Below are 16,528 nucleotides of genomic sequence, written 5' to 3'. Positions count from 1 at the left end.
ATGCGCCAGGACCGGGCGCACTTGCGGCCCTCGGCCTTCAGCGGTTCGACGGCGACGCCGGGAACCTCGGCCAGGCGGAAGGCCTCGGCCGGGCCCTCGCCTTGCGAGAGGACAGCCTGGCTGGTGCGGAACACCTCGGCGGCGTCCAGGCCCTCCAGGGCAGTGGTGAGGCTGGCGTCGGTCAGCCAGACGCGCGGGGCGGCCTCGAGCGCCGCGCCCATGCGCTTCTCGCGTCGCTCGACCTCAAGTGCGCCAGTGACGACGGAGGTGATCTGCTGGATCTTCCCCCAGCGCGCGGCCTCGGCCGGATCGGCCCAGGCGGCCGGGGTGTCGGGGAATACGCGCAGGCAGTTGGAGCCGCCCTCGGGGAACCGCGTGGTCCAGGCTTCTTCCATGGTGAAGGGGATCAGCGGCGACAGCCAGGCGGTCAGCCGCAGGAACACCTCATGCATCACCGTGCGGGCGGCGCGGCGGCGGAGCGAGCCCGGCTGGTCGCAATAGAGAGCGTCGCGGCGGATGTCGAAGAACAGGCTGGACAGCTCGGTCTGGCAGAACTCGACGATCGGCCGGGCCACGTCCTGGAACAGATAGCCCTCATAGGCCGTGCGCACCTGGCCATCCAGTTCCAGCAGCCGGTGCAGGATGAAGCGTTCCAGCGGCGGCAGGTCGGCATGGGCCACGGCCTCGGCCTCGTCGAAGCCGGCGAGCGCGCCCAGCATGTAGCGCACGGTGTTGCGCAGCTTGCGATAGGCGTCCGAAGTGGTGGCCAGGATGGTCTTGCCGATCCGCTGGTCGTCCGAATAGTCGACCATGGCCGCCCACAGGCGGATGATCTCGGCGCCCGAGTCCTTGATGACGGTCTGCGGGTCGATGGTGTTGCCCTTGGACTTGCTCATCTTCTCGCCGTTCTCGTCCATGGTGAAGCCATGGGTGAGGACGGCGTTGTAGGGCGCCCGGCCCCGGGTGCCGGAGCTTTCCAGCAGAGAGGACTGGAACCAGCCGCGATGCTGGTCGGAGCCTTCCAGATAGAGGTCGGCGGGCCAGCGTGTGTTCGCCCGGCCCTCCAGGGTGAAGGCGTGGGTGGAGCCTGAATCGAACCAGACGTCGAGGATGTCCTCGACCTTCTCGAAGCGTTCCGGGTCGTGCTCGCCCAGGAAGTCGGAGACCGGCCGGGTGAACCAGGCGTCAGCGCCCTCGGCGGCGATCAGGGCGACGATGCGGGCGTTGACCGTGGCGTCGACCAGGGGCTGGTTGGTCTCCTTGTCGACGAACATGGCCAGGGGCGCGCCCCAGGCGCGCTGGCGGCTGATCAGCCAGTCGGGGCGGCTCTCGACCATGGCGCGGATGCGATTGCGCCCGGCCTCTGGATAGAAGGCCGTGGCGGCGATGGCGCCCAGCGCCGTCTCACGCAGGGTCTTGCCGCCATGGATCTCCGTCTCGATGGCGGTGTCCATGCGGATGAACCACTGGGGTGTGTTGCGGAAGATCACCGGCGCCTTGGAGCGCCAGGAGTGCGGGTAGGAGTGCTCCAGCCGGCCGCGGGCCAGCAGGTTTCCCGCCTCGATCAGCTTGTCCATCACCGCGCCATTGGCGGGGCCGAACTTGCCGACCTTCTTGCCCTCGGTCTCCAGCACCTTGAGCCCCGCGAACAGGGCCACGTGCGGATAATAGGCGCCGTCCGGATCGACGGTCTCGGGGATCTCGCGATGACCGTGGGCCAGCCAGACCAGATAGTCGTCGGCGCCGTGACCCGGCGCGGTGTGGACGAAGCCTGTGCCGGCGTCGTCGGTGACATGGTCGCCTTCCAGCAGCGGCACGGCGAAGCCGTAGTGCGCGTCGAGGCCCGCCAGCGGGTGGGCGCAGACCATGCCCTGGCAGTCGACGGTCTCGATGCGACGCCAGGCCTCGATCTTGGCGGTCTTGGCGACTTCGGCGGCCAGCTTGTCGGCGACGATCAGTCGGTCGCCAGCCTTGGCCCAGGGCTCGAAGGCGAGCCCAGTCTCCATGGCCTCGACCTCATAGACCCCATAGGCGATCTGGTCGGAATAGCTGATCGCCCGGTTAGCGGGGATGGTCCAGGGGGTGGTGGTCCAGATCACCACGCTGGCGTTCCGGGTGGCGTCGGAGCCCTGGACGACCGGGAACTTCACCCAGATCGTCGGGCTGGTGTGGTCGTGATACTCGACCTCGGCGTCGGCCAGCGCCGTGCGTTCCACCGGGCTCCACATCACCGGCTTGGAGCCGCGATAGAGCTGGTTGGAGACCACGAACTTGTGGAACTCGGCGACGATGGCGGCTTCCGAGCCATAGTCCATCGTCGCGTAGCGGTTCTCCCAGTCGCCGACTACGCCCAGGCGCTTGAAGCCCTCGCGCTGCACGTCGATCCATTGGGCGGCGTAGGCCCGGCACTTCTCGCGGAATTCGGCCTTGGAGACCTCGTCCTTGCGCCGGCCCTGGCCGCGCAGCTCCTCCTCGATCTTCCACTCGATCGGCAGGCCGTGGCAGTCCCAGCCGGGGACGTAATCCACATCGAAGCCCATGGCGAAGCGTGAGCGGACCACGAAGTCCTTCAGGGTCTTCTGCAGGGCGTGGCCGATATGGATGGCCCCGTTGGCGTAGGGCGGGCCGTCATGCAGCACGAACAGCGGCGCGTTCTTCGCCTGCCGGTCGGCGCGCAGCGCGTTGTAGAGATCCATTTGCGCCCAGCGGGCCAGGATCTCCGGCTCCTTCTGGGGCAGGCCCGCGCGCATGGGGAACGGGGTGTCGGGGAGGAAGACGGTTTCGCGATAGTCGCGCGAGGGCTTTTCGGCGTCGTCGGCCATGGGGCTTTCCAAACGGGCTCGCCCAGGGGGCGGCCAAGGAGGCTAGGAGGAGAGGTCGGGGATTGTGCCCGGCGCGCGCTGGAGATCGTCCGGCGGCGTCACGCCGGGCGGGTAATTCGCGAGCTCATCCGAACCGAAGTCATGGCCCGGGGCTGTAGCAGAGGCGAGGCCCGAACCCAACCCTTATGGCGCAACCTGCCTAGCGCCGCCGTTCGCGCGGGGTGACGTCTATGGTCATGCGCCGGCCCTGGCGGATGATCGCGAAGCTCATCGGGTGGCCGATCGACTGGGTGTCCAGCACCCGCATCAGGTCGTCCAGGCCGATCAGGGTCTGGCCGCCGGCCGAGACCAGCAGGTCGCCGGGGACCAGTCCGGCCTTGGCGCCGGGGCCGCCCGCCTCCAGCGTGGCGATCCAGATGCCGAAGGGCTGGGTCAGGCCCACGGCCCGCGCCAGGTCGCGGGGAATGGGCGCCTGCTGGGCGATGACCCCGATCGAGCCGCGCCGCACCCGGCCATGCTTGACCAGTTCGCCGACCACCAGGGCGGCGGTGTTGGAGGCCACGGCGAAGCACAGGCCCTGGGCGCCGGCGATCACGGCGGTCGCCACGCCCACCACCTCGCCCGAGGCGTTGACCAGCGGCCCCCCGGAGGACCCGGGATTGAGCGCTGCGTCGGTCTGGATCAGGTCCTCGATCAACCGGCCGCGCTCGCCGCGCAGGGACCTGCCCATGGCCGAGATGATCCCGGCGGTGACCGTGGCCTCGAACCCCAGGGGCGCGCCGATGGCGATCACCAGCTGGCCGCGGCGCAGGGCCTTGGAATCCCCGAGCTTGGCGAAGGGCAGGTTCACCGGCTGGTCGATACGCAGCAGGGCGAGGTCGGTGTCCGGGTCGTCGCCGACCACCCGGGCGGTCATCACCCGACCATCCAGGGCGACCACCTCGGCCTGGGCCGCGCCGCGCACCACATGGCTGTTGGTCAGGATCAGGCCGTCCGGGGCGATGACGATGCCCGAGCCGACCCCGTCCGCCCCGCCGCTGGTCCAGGGATGCACCCGCACCACGGCCGGTCCGACCCGGTCGACCGCATCGACCACCGCGCGGGAATAGGCGTCGAGCAGGCTGCCGTCCGAGGGCGGCGACAGCGGCGCGGCGGGGGTGACGATCTGGGTCTCGGAAAAGGCGAAGGTGGCCCGGCCGCCGGGTGGGAAGGCGAAGGAGGGCGGGCGTCGCGTGCGGCGGCGCTTGGCCTGGGCGAAGGCCGCATATTTCAGTCCCTTGATCGCCATCGGCATGGAGGGCCCCCCGCCTTCCGCTGTCAGAACACGCGTCAGAAGTCCGGCAGCAGCAACGCCCGCGCCCGTCGGGCGTCGGCCATCACCTGCTCGGTCATGACCTCAAGGTTAACAAACTTTTCCTCGTCGCGCAGGAAAGCGATCAGGTCGGTCTCGATGACCTGGTCGTAAATGTCCTCATCGAAGTCAAACAGCCACACTTCCAGGCGCGGCGCGATCGTTCCGGTGACGGTCGGATTGACCCCCAGATTGGCCACCCCGGCGATCTCGCGGCCATCGGGCAGGCGGGTGCGGGTCGCGTAGACCCCGAACCGGGGCACCACATAGTCGGCCAGATCGACATTGGCCGTGGGAAAGCCCAGCTGGCGGCCCAGCTGGCGGCCATGCTCGACCATGCCCTGGATGGCGAAGGGGCGGCCCAGCACGGCGGCGGCGGTCTCGGGGCGACCATTGCGCAGGGCCTCGCGCACGGCGGTGGACGAAAACTTGGCGCCGCCCTCTCCCGCCGCCTCTGCCACCGAGACCGAGAAGCCGAACTCGGCGCCATAGGTGGTCATGGTCACGGGACTGCCCGTGCGGCCCTTGCCGAAGGAGATGTCGAAGCCCACCGCCACGTGGCGCACGCCCAGACCCTGATGCAGCACCAGCTCGGCGAACTCGCGGTCGGTGAGATTGGCCATCTCGGCGTCGAAGGGCAGCACATAGAACAGATCGACGCCCAGGTCGGCGAGGGCGCGGGTCTGCTGGTCGGCGTTCATCAGCCGGAAGGCCGGGGCGTCGGGCTGGAAGATGCGGCGCGGATGCGGCTCGAAGCTGATCACGCCCAGGGGCGCCTTGGTGGCCTGGGCGGCACGCGCGGCCGCAGCGATCACCCGCTGGTGGCCACGATGCACGCCGTCGAAATTGCCCAGCGCCACGGACGCGCCCTTGTCGGCCTCGGCCAGGCCTTTCCACCCCTCGACGATACGCATGGGGTCAGACGCTCCCGCCGGCTTTGCGGGGAACCATGATCAGGGCCTCGCCCTCGACCACGGTCTTGCCGTCCACCTGGCACAGGGTGGCGAAGGTGGCGTGACCGCGCCGCTCGTCCAGGGCCTCGACCGTGACCTTGGTGACCACGGCCGCGCCGATCCGCACCGGGCGACGGAACTTCAGACTCTGGGACAGATAGATCGCGCCAGGGCCAGGCAGCTTCGTGCCGATCACCGCCGAGATATAGGCGGCCGACAGCATGCCGTGGGCGATCCGCCCCTGGAAGGTGGTGGTCTGGGCATAGGCCTCGTCCAGATGGACCGGATTGTTGTCGCCGGAGACGGCCGCGAAGGCCTCGATGTCCGCGGCGGTGACGATCCTGGTCATCTCGGCGCTTTGACCGACCTGCAAATCCTCGAAGAACAAACCCTGCACCGGCGCTGCAACTCCCTTAGGCCTGAGTTTCCTTAGCCGCCTTGGCGGCCTAAGCGAAGCCTCCTGGACGAGATCGGCGTTCGAGCCCAGGCTGGCAAGGGGCTGATGGCGAGGGAATATGATGCGCGCGCCGATGTTGCTGTTGGGATTGCTGGTGTTGGCCGGATGCTCCAGGGGCGCCGAACCCCCGACCGCGCCGCCGCCGCCGAAGTTCGCCCCGCCGAAGTCGCCCATTCCGCAGCCCGACGATGTCGCCCTGACCGCTCAGGTCGAGCCGATGAGCCTCGCGTTCGCCGGGACCCTGCCTTGTGCGGACTGCCCCGGCGTCAGGACCGAGCTGACCCTGACCCGAAAGGCCGCCGGCTGGGCCGAGGGGACCTACCGGCTGGTCGAGACCTATCTGGATCGCGGGCCGCCGATCGTCACCAAGGGCGACTGGACGACCTTGCGCGGCGACGCCGTGGATGACGACGCCACCGTCTATGAGCTCAATCCGGACGACCCGAAGCGTGCGCGCCACTTCCTGAGGGTCGGCGACGACCAGGCGATCCGCACCCTGGACGGCGACATGAAGCCCCTGCCCAAGGGCCTGCCCGACACCCTGACCCGGGCGCGCTGAGCGCGTCCTACCAGACCAGGTCGGCGATGGCGTAGGTGGCGGTGAGCCCGGCCTTGCCGAGCAGGTCCGCCACGGCGTCGGCCTTCAGCCCATCAGGCCCGATGGTCTCTGCGCCATGGATGCCGCTGGCCACGAACAGGACGTCGAGGTCCTGATCATTGGCGCCCTTCACGTCGGTGGGCAGCCCGTCGCCGATGCACAGCACGCGCCTCCGATCGACCGGGCGCCCCAACAGGGCCTCAGCCTCGCCCAGGCACAGGCCATAGATGGCGGCGTAGGGCTTGCCGGCCATGATCACCTCGCCGCCCAGCTGGGCGTAGAGCTGGGCCAGCGCCCCGCCGCAATAGATCAGCCGGTCGCCGCGTTGCACCACCAGGTCCGGATTGGCGCAGATCATGGTCAGGCCGCGCGCCGCCACGGCCTCGAAGCGGGCGCGGTAGTCCTCCGGCGTTTCGACCTCGTCGTCATAGGGCCCGGTGACCGAGACGAAGGCGGCGTCCTCGGGCCCGGCGAAGCTGAGCTCCAGCCCGGCATAGAGCGGTTCATCGCGGTCGGGCCCGATGGCCCAGGCCGGGCCGGGCGCACGGCCGCCCAGCAGCACCCGGGTGGCGTCGCCGGAGCTGACAAAGGCCGACCAGGCCTCGCGCGGCACCTTCAGATCATCCAGCTGGGCGTGGACGGCGGCGGACGGGCGCGGTGAATTGGAGATCAGCACCACCGGCCCCTTCTCCGCCCGCCAACGGGCCAGGGCGCCGCAGGCCTGCGGGAAGCTCTCCCGACCATTATGGATCACCCCCCAGACGTCGGAGAGGATCACGTCATAGCGGTCGAGGAGGTCGGACAGGCCGGAGATAACTTGGGGCGTGGTCATCCGGGGGCGGTAGCGGTCCGGCGAGGTCGGGTCAACGGCGACCTAGCCGCGAGCCCCGGCGCGTCGGCGAGTGGCGCCGCGCATATTGGTCCGCATGAAGTCGGCCGGGGGATCGGTCTCGGCCAGCACCTGGTCGCGGATGGCGCGCGGCTCGCCGAACAGGTGGCCCTGGCCATAGGCGATGTCGAGCTCGAGGATGTCGACGATCTGGCGCTCCTCCTCGACCTTCTCGACGATGATCTCCACGCCATAGCGGCGGGTCAGGGACGAGAAGTCCTGGGCGGCGAGGTCGGGGATCGACTTCAGCACCAGACCTTCGTCGGTGTCGGTCAGCTGCTCCAGCAGGAACTGGGCGCCGACCTTCAGGAACTTTACGTCCGAGCGGGCCAGATCCTGGAAGTCGATGTCCAGGTCGACGACCTTGTCGAGGCTGAAGCGGAAGCCGAGGTCGGCCAGTTTGCCCATGTTGCGGGCCTCGATCGCGCCACGGGCGTCGAAGGCCGCCTGGCCCAGCTCGAAGATCAGGGCCCCGGCCAAGTCGCGGTTGGCGGCCAGCAGGTCGAGGAACTGCGGGAAGAAGGTCTCGTCGGCCAGGCTGGCCGTGGAGATGTTGCAGAAGATCCCGACCTTGCGATCGGTCTTGGCCAAGCGGCGCACGATCTGCACGCAGCGGAACAGCAAGAGGTTGTCGATCGAGGTGACCAGGCCCTCGGGCTCGGCGACCGACAGATATTCCGCCGGCATCATGATCCGGCCGGTCTCATCGCGCAGGCGCGAGAAGCTTTCATAGAAGACGGTGCGGCGCTGGGGCAGGCCGACGATCGGCTGCAGATAGAGATCGACACGGTTGTCGGCCAGCGCCGCGCGGACGGTCTCCAGCAGGGCGGCCGATTGGCGGGTCTGGTGCGGGGCCCGGCCGGCGGCGTGGACGGCCGGGGCGCTCATCCGCTCTTCAAGGCGTTGGCCCATCCGCTGGACCAGGTCCTCCAGCATGTGGACCTCGCCGGACAGCTCCTCGTTGCGACGCACGGCGTCGTCAGCGACGGTGGAGACCACCTCGGAGACCCGGGCGTCGAGCTTCTCCATCTGGGTGATCATGATCCGGTGGGCCAGCCGGATCTGCTCCAGCTCCTTGCGCAGGCCTTCGGTCTCCAGCGCCCGGCCGATCAGGCCGTGGAAGGTGAAGCACAGGGCCAGCATGCCCACCAGCCCCGCCACGCCCGCACCCCAGCCGCCCCCGTTTCGCCAGAGCGAAAGGGCGAGGATCAAGGCCAGGCTGAGATAGCTGGCCGACAGCAGTGGCAAGGTGAGGCGTCGCATCGTTCCGCCGGTTCGAATCGAACGCAGTATCCGATGACCGCGACCGCCAAGTCGAATGATTAACGGTCGCAGAGGGCCGCAGCCTGGCTTGCGGGCGTTTTATATCCGCGCGACCCCGCCGATCGGGGGCATCAGCGCGTCGGAACGGGGGTCTCGCCGCGATAGTCGTAGAAGCCGCGGCCCGACTTGCGGCCCAGCCAACCGGCCTCGACATATTTCACCAGCAGCGGGCAGGGCCTGTACTTGGAGTCGGCCAGGCCCTCGTGCAGCACGTTCATGATCGACAGCACCGTGTCGAGGCCGATGAAGTCGCCCAGTTCCAGGGGGCCCATCGGGTGGTTGGCGCCCAGCTTCAGGGCGGTGTCGATGGCGTCGACCGTGCCGACACCTTCGTACAGGGTGTAGATCGCCTCATTGATCATCGGCACCAGCACGCGGTTGACGATGAAGGCCGGGAAGTCCTCGGCGTTGGCGGTGGTCTTGCCCAGCGACTTGGCGAAGGCGACAGCGACCTCATAGGTGGGCGCGTCGGTGGCGATGCCGCGGATGATCTCGACCAGCTTCATCAGCGGGACGGGATTCATGAAGTGCAGGCCGATGAATCGCTCCGGCCGGTCGGAGGCCGAGGCCAGGCGGGTGATCGAGATCGACGAGGTGTTGGAGGCCAACAGGGTGTTCGGACCCAGATAGGGGGTCAGGGCCTTGAAGATCGACTTCTTGACCTCTTCGTTCTCGGTCGCGGCCTCGATGGCGATGTCGGTCGCCCCGATCATGGCCAGTTCCGGCGCGGCCTTCAGGCGGTTCATCGCCTGGTCCATGGTCGACTGGTCGATGATGCCGCGCACCACCTGACGGGTCAGATTGTGCTGAATCTGGCCGAAGCCCAGGGCGATCCGGTCCGGGCTGACGTCGTGCAGCAGGACGTCATAGCCGCCCAGCGCGCAGACATGAGCGATGCCCGCACCCATCTGGCCCGCGCCGATGACGCCGACCGACCTGATTTCCACCATCGACAAAGCCTCAATATTGCGGGGCGATTTCCATGACCGCCCGCCGCCTGGGGCGACTATCTAACATGGCCGTGTGCGGCGCCGCCAAGGGTTTTGCTGCGACGCAGCGAACGGCGCGCCCGATAGTGTGGCGCCGGGGTCGCGGTTTCAATCTGGGGATGTGTCGGTGCGGGCCAATGGGGCAAGCAAAAGGGGCGGCCTCCGCGCGGAAGCCGCCCCTCTCAAAGGCTCACCCAAACTGGGCGCGCCGGCCTATTTGCCGGCGGCCGTCAGGGCGTCCATCAGTTCCGGCACAGCCGACTTGTAGTCGGCGACCAGGCCATAGTCGGCGACCTGGAAGATCGGCGCGTCGCCGTCCTTGTTGATCGCCACGATGACCTTGGAGTCCTTCATGCCGGCCAGGTGCTGGATGGCGCCGGAAATGCCGATCGCCACGTACAGCTCAGGCGCCACGACCTTGCCGGTCTGACCGACCTGATAGTCGTTCGGGGCGTAGCCGGCGTCGACGGCGGCGCGGCTGGCGCCCACGGCGGCGCCCAGCTTGTCGGCCAGGGGCTCGATGACCCGCTGGAATTCCTCGGCCGAACCCATGGCGCGACCACCGGAGACGACGATCTTGGCGGCGGTGAGTTCCGGACGGGCCGACTTCACCAGCTGCTGATCGACGAACTTGGTCTTCGGCGCGCCGTCGCCGGCGCCGATCGATTCGACCGCGGCCGAACCGCCTTCACCGGCCGCCTTGAAGGCGGTGGCGCGGACGGTGATGACCTTCTTGGGATCGGACGACTGGACGGTTTCCAGCGCGTTGCCGGCGTAGATCGGACGCACGAAGGTGTTGGCGTCCACGACCTCGACGATTTCCGAGATCTGCGAGACGTCCAGCTTCGCGGCGATGCGCGGGCTGAAGTTCTTGCCTTGCGAGGTGGCCGGGGTCAGGACGGCGTCGTAGCCGGCCATCAGCGGCAGGACCACGGCGGTGACCGCCTCGGCCAGGCCTTGGCCCAATGCGTCGCTCTCGGCCAGCAGCACCTTGCGGACGCCGGCGATCTTGGCGGCGGCGTCAGCGACGCCCTTGGCGCCTTGACCGGCGACCAGCACATCGACGTCGCCCGACAGGGCCAGCGCTGCGGTGACGGTCTTGTTGGTGTTGTCCTTCAACGACGCGTTGTCGTGGTCGGCGATGACGAGAACAGCCATTAGAGCACCCCGGCGGTCTTGAGGTTGGTGACCAGGTCGGCGGCGCTCTCAACCTTGATGCCGCCGCCGCGCTTCGCGGGCTCGGTGACCTTGACGACCTTGAGGCGCGGGGTCAGGTCGACGCCGAGCGTGGCGGCTTCCTTGATGTCCAACGGCTTCTTCTTGGCCTTCATGATGTTCGGCAGCGAGGCGTAGCGCGGCTCGTTCAGGCGCAGGTCGGCGGTGATGATCGCCGGCAGGGCCACGTCGAGCGTCTGGATGCCGCCGTCGACTTCACGGGCCACCTTGGCGGAACCAGCGCTCAACTCGATCGCGTTGGCGAAGGTCGCCTGCGGCCAGTCGAGCAGAGCAGCCAGCATCTGACCGGTGGCGTTATTGTCGCCGTCGATCGCCTGCTTGCCCATGATCACGACATCGGGGCTTTCCTCGGCGATGATCGCCTGGAGCAGCTTGGCCACGGCCAAGGGCTCAGGATCCTGGTCCGTCTGGATCAGGATGGCGCGATCAGCGCCCATGGCCAGGGCGGTGCGCAGGGTTTCCTGCGCCTGGATCGGACCAATGGAGACGGCGACCACTTCCGTGGCCACACCCTTTTCCTTCTGGCGAACGGCCTCTTCGACCGCGATCTCGCAGAAGGGATTCATGGACATCTTCACATTGGCGAGGTCCACGCCGGATTGGTCCGGCTTGACCCGGGCCTTGACGTTGTAGTCGATCACCCGCTTGACGGGGACGAGCACCTTCATGGCTTCGCTAGCGCCTCAAATTATATTGCGGAAAAAACTGAACGGCTGCGGAATAACGGTTCCGACGCGCATTGCAAGCGCGTGGGCGACTAGGCTAGGCCGCATTTTCGACGGAAGCGGTCCATAGGGACCTGTCCGCCACAGCAGAAACGAGACCATGAACCCGACGATCACCCGCCTGGCCCGCTACTTCCTGATCGTTTTCGCCGGCATCGTCACGGTGATCGCGGTGACCCAGGTCGTCTGGATCATTCCCGGCAAGAAATGCGAGGCCCAGGGGATGTGGTGGGACTGGCATGACCGGGTCTGCGCCCGGCCGATCGCCATCTCGGACCTCACCGGCCGGGTCATCACCGACGACAAGACCCGGGCCGCGGCCAAGGCGGAGGTCCATGCGCCCGCCGCTCCGACGCCCAAGCCCTAAGACCTACCGGGTCGCGCCGGATTTCCAGAACACCTCGGCGCGGCCGCCGTCATTGGCGGCGCGGGCTGCGACGAACAACAGGTCCGACAGCCGGTTCAGATAGCGCAGGGCCGGCGGGCTGACGCTCTCGCCCGACAGGATCAGGCCCACCGCCGCCCGTTCCGCCCGCCGCGCCACCGTGCGCGCCAGATGCAGGGCCGCCGCAGCTGGGGTTCCGCCCGGCAGGATGAAGGAGGTCAGGGGCGGCAAGGTCTCGTTCAGGGCGTCGATCTCCCGCTCCAGCCGCTCCACCTGGCTGTCGAGCATGCGCAGGGCCTGGCCCTCGACCTCATCCGGCCTGGCCGGGGTCGCCAGGTCGGCGCCCAGATCGAACAGCTCGTTCTGAATCCGGGCCAGCAGCGGATCCAGCGCGTCGCCTGCAGTGTGCAGCCGCGCCAGGCCGACGCAGGCGTTGGTCTCGTCGACCTCGCCATAGGCGGTGACCCTCAGGTCGGACTTCGCCACCGGCGCACCGGTCGCCAGCCGCGTCTCCCCCGCGTCGCCGGTCCGCGTATAGATGCGGTTGAGCGTGACCATCGGCTCAGCCCTTGTGCCGCCACCAGGCGGCGGCGACCAGCAGGGCCACAGCGATGGCCTGCATCAGCACCCTTAGGCGCATCAGCTTGTTGGAGTAGGAGCGGCCGAACTCCCCGCCCCGGAACAGGGCGAAGAGGCCGAAGCCCAGGGCGATGACGACCCCGGCCAGGGCCAGGGGAATCAGAATGTTAAACAGGCGATCCATGCCCTCTATCTAGGCTTTGGCGGCGCCGCGCGCCATAGCTGGGCCCGGGGCGTGGCCGACGTTCTGCGAGCATGCTCAGTGAGCAATGTTCCGCGGTTAGGCGCACCGCGTCGCAGGCCAGATTCGCGCTGAGCGCCGGGCTATACCAAGGGATGCGGCGTCTCGCCACGCAGCTTGCGGCCTTGCTCTGCTGCAAAAGAACCCGCAATAGAGCTTCGTAGAACGCGTTCGCTGATCGCGATCATCAACTGGCTGAAATGGACACGCCTAGGTGACCGACGCTAGATTGGGACAACCGAGTGATGGGCTTTGACACCACCGGCCGGCGCATGCCGGGCAAAATTGATTTGATAGAGAATTTTGGCCCCTCCAGCGCGGCAGTGACCGATGCGGCGCGGCGCTTTGAGACATTTGGAACCCGTTGCGTGGAGTTCGGACACCGAGCGAGCGCGATTTTCGCGAGGCTCGACTCTTGATGAAACATGTTTCCGGCGCTCTCTCCGGCGATCCTGAATCCGGGGTGAAGATCCCCACCCGGCGCGCGCTCGCCAAGCAGCAGACGCGGGCCAAGGTCCTTGCCGCCGCGCGCCGCCTGTTCTCCGAATGCGGCTATGAGGGCGCCACCATCCGCGACATCGCCACCGAGGCGGGCATGTCCACCGGCGCGGTGTTCGCCAATTTCACCGACAAGTCGGATCTGTTCCGCGAGATCATGTTCTCGGACATGGCCACCCTGGCCGAGACCATGCGTGAGGCCGCCAGCCGTGGGCGCGGCGTCGAGGACGCCCTGCTGCGCGCCTTCAGCGTCGGCTACGCCTTCTACAAGAGCCAGCTCCCCCTGGCCCGGGCCGCCTTCAGTGTCTCCTGGCTGCCGGAAGAGGGCGTGGAGCTGCGTTTCAGCGACACCGCCCAGGCCCTGCGCGACCTGATCACCGAACAGGTGCAACTGGCTGTCGAGCGCGGCGAGCTGTCCCAGGAAGCCGAGGTCAAGCTGCGCGGCGACATGCTGTTTGACTGCTACCTGGCCAACTATCCCGAGGCGATCTTCCTCGGCTGGAGCCTGGAGGCTCTGCAGGCCAAGGCCCGCGACCAGATTCGCGTGATCCTGGCCGGCGCGCGCCGCGGTTGATGGAATTCGAGACCTCGGTATTGGGGGCGCCCAAGCTCGGCGACGTCATAACCTTCAGGAGCGGCGGACTGTTCGAACCGCCCCCTGGGGGAAAGCTTGTGAGCGTTCGGAAGTCCCAGAAAGAAGCCACGCGCCAGCGCGTGCTGGACGCGGCCCGCGATCTCTTCGAGGCCCAGGGCTATGAAGAGACCACGGTGCGTGAGATCGCTCGCAAGGCCGAGGTGGCGGTGGGCAGCGTGTTCACCACCTTCGCCTCCAAGGGCGATATCCTCAGCCAGGTGATGGCCGACCGTCTGGAAGAGCTCTATGGCGAGCTCGACCGGGTGATCCCGCACCTGCGGGGCGGCGTCGCCGACCGGCTGCGTTCGCTGTTCGCGATCCATTTCGCCTTCGAGACCCGCCGCACCAAGCTGTTCCTGGCCCATATCGCGGCGGCCTATGACTGGACGCTCAGTCCCTCGACCCGACCCTATGGCCGCAATCAGCGCCTGCGCCAGGTGGTCCGCGACTGCCTGGCCGAGGGCGTGGCGCGCGGCGAGGTCTCCGCCGACCAGGATCTCGATGTCGTGGTCGACGCCCTGATGGCCATCTATGCCTGGACCTATCGCCTGGCGGCCTGGGAAGGCGCCGACGCCGCCGAGATGAGCGCGGTGTTCGACCGCCAGGTCGGGCTGCTGGCCCAGGGCTTCCAGCCCAGGGTCTAATCATTCCGGCCTAGTTCGCGCCCTCCAGCAGGCGGCGCGCGATCACCTGGGCCTGGATCTCCCCGGCGCCTTCGAAGATGTTCAGGATGCGGGCGTCGGCCAGCAGGCGGCTGACCGGCTGTTCGACCGCAAAGCCGGTTCCCCCGTGGATCTGCACCGCATTGTCCGCCGCCGCCCAGGCGACGCGGGCCCCGACCAGCTTGGCCATGCCGGCCTCCAGGTCGCAGCGCCGCCCTTCGTCCTTGGCCCGGGCCGCGAACCAGGCCAGCTGCCGGGCGCCCAGCAGTTCGGCGGCCATCATCGCCAGCTTGTTGGCCACGCGCGGGAATTCAGCGATGGGCTGGCCGAACTGACGGCGCTCCAGCGCGTAGTCGAGCGCGATGTCGAGCGCGGCCTGGCCGACCCCGATGGCCCGGGCCGCAGTCTGGATACGGGCGCTCTCAAAGGTGGCCATCAGCTGGCTGAAGCCCTGGCCAACCTGGCCGCCGAGCAGATCGGCCAGCGGCACCGAGAAGCCGTCGAAGGCCAGCTCATATTCCTTCATGCCGCGATAACCGATCACCGCGATCTCGCCGCCGCTCATGCCCTCCGCCGGAAATGGGTCGGCCGCCGTACCCCGGGGCTTGGAGGCCAGCAGCATGGAGAGGCCTCGGTGATCCTTCGAGGCCGGGTCGGTGCGGACCAGCAGGGTCATCAGGTCGGCGCGAGCGGCATGGGTGATCCAGGTCTTGGCCCCGGTCACCTTCCAGGCCCCGTCGTCCAGCACGGCCCGGGTGCGCAGCGACCCCAGATCGGAGCCTGACTCCGGCTCGGTGAACACGGCCGTGGGAATGATCGCGCCGCTGGCGATGGCCGGCAGGAAGCGGGCCTTCTGGTCGTCCGTGCCATGGGCCAGGATCAGCTCGGCGGCGATCTCCGAACGGGTCCCCAGCGAGCCCGTGCCGATCCAGCCCCGCGACAGGGCCTCCGACACCACGCACATGGCGATCTTGCCCATGCCGGCGCCGCCGAAGTCCTCTGGAACGGTCAGACCGAACACGCCCAGCGCCGCCAGCTCCTCCAGCAGCTCCAGGGGAATCAGCTCGTCGCGCAGATGCCAGCCATGGGCGAAGGGGGTGATTTTCTGGGCGGTGAAGGCGGCGAACTGGTCGCGCACCTGGTCCAGGGTCTCGTCCAGGCCGCTGGCCTCCAGCGAAGGCCGGCCCCGGGCCTCGGCCAGCAGTTCAACGATGCGGGTCTTCACCGCCTGGGTCGCGCCCGGGCGCAGGTCCTCGATCACCTCCAGAATCCGGGCGGCGTCGAGGCCCAGGTCGCTGGCCCGGAAGGTCTCGCCCTGGTTCATCGGCACGCCGCCGGCCAGCTGGCTCAGATATTCAAAGGCCAGCAACTGGGCGGGCAGGGCCTCGGCCTCGCCCAGCCGACCCTGGTCGGCCAGGGCCTGGGCCCAGGCTGCGGTCTGGGTCAGGGTCTCGGCATAGGCGGCCACCCAGGCCAGGCCGTGGGCCACATGCTGCTCGGCGTCCAGCGTTCGCCGGTCGAGCCGCCCACCCTGCGTCACCCGCAGCGAGACCGCGTCACGCGCCCGGGCGGAAAGGGCGTCGGCTTGGGCGGCCGCGGCGTGTAGAAGGCGAGGGAGGTTCGGGAGGATCAGGTCGGCGCTCATGGGGCGCGACTATAGAGATACTTGCCGTGCGTCAGCCAACACCAAGCCACGCCAGAACACGCCAACCCAAGGGGAAGCCCGCCATGATCACCGTCCACCACCTCAACGACTCGCGCTCGCAACGCATCCTGTGGCTGCTGGAGGAGCTCGGCCTGCCCTATGAGCTGAAGTGCTATCAGCGCGACGCGGTGACCCGCCTGGCGCCGCCGGAGCTGAAGGCGATCCACCCGCTCGGCAAGTCGCCGGTGGTCACCGACGGCCAGTCGACGGTGATCGAATCAGGCGCGATCATCGACTACATCATCCGCCGCCATGCCGGCGGCCGGCTGCAGCCCGATCCCCAGACCCCGGCCTACGACACCTATCAGCAGTGGCTGCACTATGCCGAGGGCTCGGCCATGCTGCCCCTGATGCTGTTCATGTATGTCGGCCGCCTGGGCGAGGCCGGCGCCGCCCTGCATCCGCGCCTGGAAAGCGAGATCGCCAACCACATGGGCTATGTCGAGGCCTCGCTCGCCGGCCACGACTACATCATGGGCGC

The 16,528-nt window shown here is 68.4% G+C and carries 17 protein-coding genes; 5 read left to right on the top strand and 12 right to left on the bottom strand.

The features are described from left to right. The 4 genes from ileS to Q7P21_RS12330 form a co-directional block, all read right to left on the bottom strand. Nucleotides 1–2,822 (bottom strand): isoleucine--tRNA ligase (ileS, locus tag Q7P21_RS12345; RefSeq protein WP_304177289.1); only part of this gene is annotated, 2,822 nt, incomplete at its 3' end. A gap of 199 nt (nucleotides 2,823–3,021) precedes the next feature. After that, nucleotides 3,022–4,116: a S1C family serine protease gene (locus Q7P21_RS12340; protein ID WP_304172333.1), complete on the bottom strand. Its 1,095-nt coding sequence runs from the start codon at nucleotides 4,114–4,116 to the stop codon at nucleotides 3,022–3,024. Nucleotides 4,117–4,151: 35 nt separating this feature from the next. Next, nucleotides 4,152–5,087 carry a bifunctional riboflavin kinase/FAD synthetase gene (locus Q7P21_RS12335; RefSeq protein WP_304177287.1) on the bottom strand — a complete coding sequence of 312 codons (936 nt, stop codon included), beginning with the start codon at nucleotides 5,085–5,087 and terminating at the stop codon, nucleotides 4,152–4,154. A 4-nt stretch (nucleotides 5,088–5,091) separates the two neighbouring features. Next, nucleotides 5,092–5,523 carry a MaoC family dehydratase gene (locus Q7P21_RS12330; protein ID WP_304177285.1) on the bottom strand — a complete coding sequence of 144 codons (432 nt, stop codon included), beginning with the start codon at nucleotides 5,521–5,523 and terminating at the stop codon, nucleotides 5,092–5,094. 118 nt (nucleotides 5,524–5,641) lie between these two features. Between Q7P21_RS12330 and Q7P21_RS12325 the strand changes: the two genes are divergently transcribed. Beyond that, on the top strand, nucleotides 5,642–6,142 hold the full coding sequence (locus tag Q7P21_RS12325) for a copper resistance protein NlpE (RefSeq protein WP_304170208.1): 501 nt from the start codon (nucleotides 5,642–5,644) through the stop codon (nucleotides 6,140–6,142). 7 nt (nucleotides 6,143–6,149) lie between these two features. On the opposite strand, the gene Q7P21_RS12320 is transcribed toward Q7P21_RS12325, so the two are convergent. From Q7P21_RS12320 to Q7P21_RS12300, 5 genes are all read right to left on the bottom strand, one after another. Beyond that, nucleotides 6,150–7,013, bottom strand: a complete 864-nt coding sequence (locus Q7P21_RS12320; protein ID WP_304170207.1) for a TIGR01459 family HAD-type hydrolase — start codon at nucleotides 7,011–7,013, stop codon at nucleotides 6,150–6,152. A gap of 42 nt (nucleotides 7,014–7,055) precedes the next feature. Then, a complete protein-coding gene (locus tag Q7P21_RS12315; protein WP_304177284.1) occupies nucleotides 7,056–8,333 on the bottom strand; it encodes an EAL domain-containing protein in 1,278 nt (425 codons plus the stop codon). Between the two features lie 131 nt (nucleotides 8,334–8,464). Beyond that, nucleotides 8,465–9,343 carry a 3-hydroxybutyryl-CoA dehydrogenase gene (locus Q7P21_RS12310; RefSeq protein WP_304170205.1) on the bottom strand — a complete coding sequence of 293 codons (879 nt, stop codon included), beginning with the start codon at nucleotides 9,341–9,343 and terminating at the stop codon, nucleotides 8,465–8,467. Between the two features lie 252 nt (nucleotides 9,344–9,595). Continuing rightward, complete coding sequence (locus Q7P21_RS12305; RefSeq protein ID WP_304170204.1) at nucleotides 9,596–10,540, bottom strand: electron transfer flavoprotein subunit alpha/FixB family protein; 945 nt, start codon at nucleotides 10,538–10,540, stop codon at nucleotides 9,596–9,598. Beyond that, entirely contained in the window at nucleotides 10,540–11,286 is a 747-nt protein-coding gene (locus Q7P21_RS12300) for an electron transfer flavoprotein subunit beta/FixA family protein (RefSeq protein WP_304170203.1), read from the bottom strand. Before Q7P21_RS12300 ends, Q7P21_RS12305 begins: the two co-directional genes overlap by 1 nt. Before the next feature lie 157 nt (nucleotides 11,287–11,443). On the opposite strand from Q7P21_RS12300, the gene Q7P21_RS12295 reads away from it, so the two are divergent. After that, the gene (locus Q7P21_RS12295) at nucleotides 11,444–11,710 is read left to right on the top strand and encodes a hypothetical protein (protein WP_304170202.1); all 267 of its coding nucleotides are present in this window, start codon (nucleotides 11,444–11,446) and stop codon (nucleotides 11,708–11,710) included. A 3-nt stretch (nucleotides 11,711–11,713) separates the two neighbouring features. Here the strand turns inward: Q7P21_RS12295 and Q7P21_RS12290 are convergent, their stop codons facing one another. Both Q7P21_RS12290 and Q7P21_RS12285 read right to left on the bottom strand, forming a co-directional pair. Further along, nucleotides 11,714–12,286, bottom strand: a complete 573-nt coding sequence (locus Q7P21_RS12290) for a cob(I)yrinic acid a,c-diamide adenosyltransferase (protein WP_304170201.1) — start codon at nucleotides 12,284–12,286, stop codon at nucleotides 11,714–11,716. A gap of 4 nt (nucleotides 12,287–12,290) precedes the next feature. Further along, nucleotides 12,291–12,491 carry a twin transmembrane helix small protein gene (locus Q7P21_RS12285; RefSeq protein WP_304170200.1) on the bottom strand — a complete coding sequence of 67 codons (201 nt, stop codon included), beginning with the start codon at nucleotides 12,489–12,491 and terminating at the stop codon, nucleotides 12,291–12,293. A gap of 475 nt (nucleotides 12,492–12,966) precedes the next feature. On the opposite strand from Q7P21_RS12285, the gene Q7P21_RS12280 reads away from it, so the two are divergent. Beyond that, nucleotides 12,967–13,620: a TetR/AcrR family transcriptional regulator gene (locus Q7P21_RS12280; RefSeq protein WP_304170199.1), complete on the top strand. Its 654-nt coding sequence runs from the start codon at nucleotides 12,967–12,969 to the stop codon at nucleotides 13,618–13,620. 98 nt (nucleotides 13,621–13,718) lie between these two features. After that, nucleotides 13,719–14,324 (top strand): TetR/AcrR family transcriptional regulator, encoded by a 606-nt coding sequence (locus Q7P21_RS12275; protein ID WP_304170198.1) that lies wholly within the window; start codon nucleotides 13,719–13,721, stop codon nucleotides 14,322–14,324. A 10-nt stretch (nucleotides 14,325–14,334) separates the two neighbouring features. Here Q7P21_RS12275 and Q7P21_RS12270 read toward each other — a convergent pair whose 3' ends face one another. Beyond that, nucleotides 14,335–15,987 carry an acyl-CoA dehydrogenase family protein gene (locus Q7P21_RS12270; RefSeq protein ID WP_304177282.1) on the bottom strand — a complete coding sequence of 551 codons (1,653 nt, stop codon included), beginning with the start codon at nucleotides 15,985–15,987 and terminating at the stop codon, nucleotides 14,335–14,337. Between the two features lie 83 nt (nucleotides 15,988–16,070). Here Q7P21_RS12270 and Q7P21_RS12265 point away from each other — a divergent pair. Continuing rightward, the coding region (locus tag Q7P21_RS12265) for a glutathione S-transferase family protein (protein ID WP_304170196.1) at nucleotides 16,071–16,528 on the top strand (458 nt) is incomplete at its 3' end.

Origin of the sequence: Phenylobacterium aquaticum (assembly GCF_947378715.1) — a bacterium.
GTDB classification, from domain to species: domain Bacteria; phylum Pseudomonadota; class Alphaproteobacteria; order Caulobacterales; family Caulobacteraceae; genus Phenylobacterium; species Phenylobacterium aquaticum_A.
Note: the sequence above shows the minus strand (reverse complement) of the source record. Positions and strands in the feature narration are given on the sequence as shown.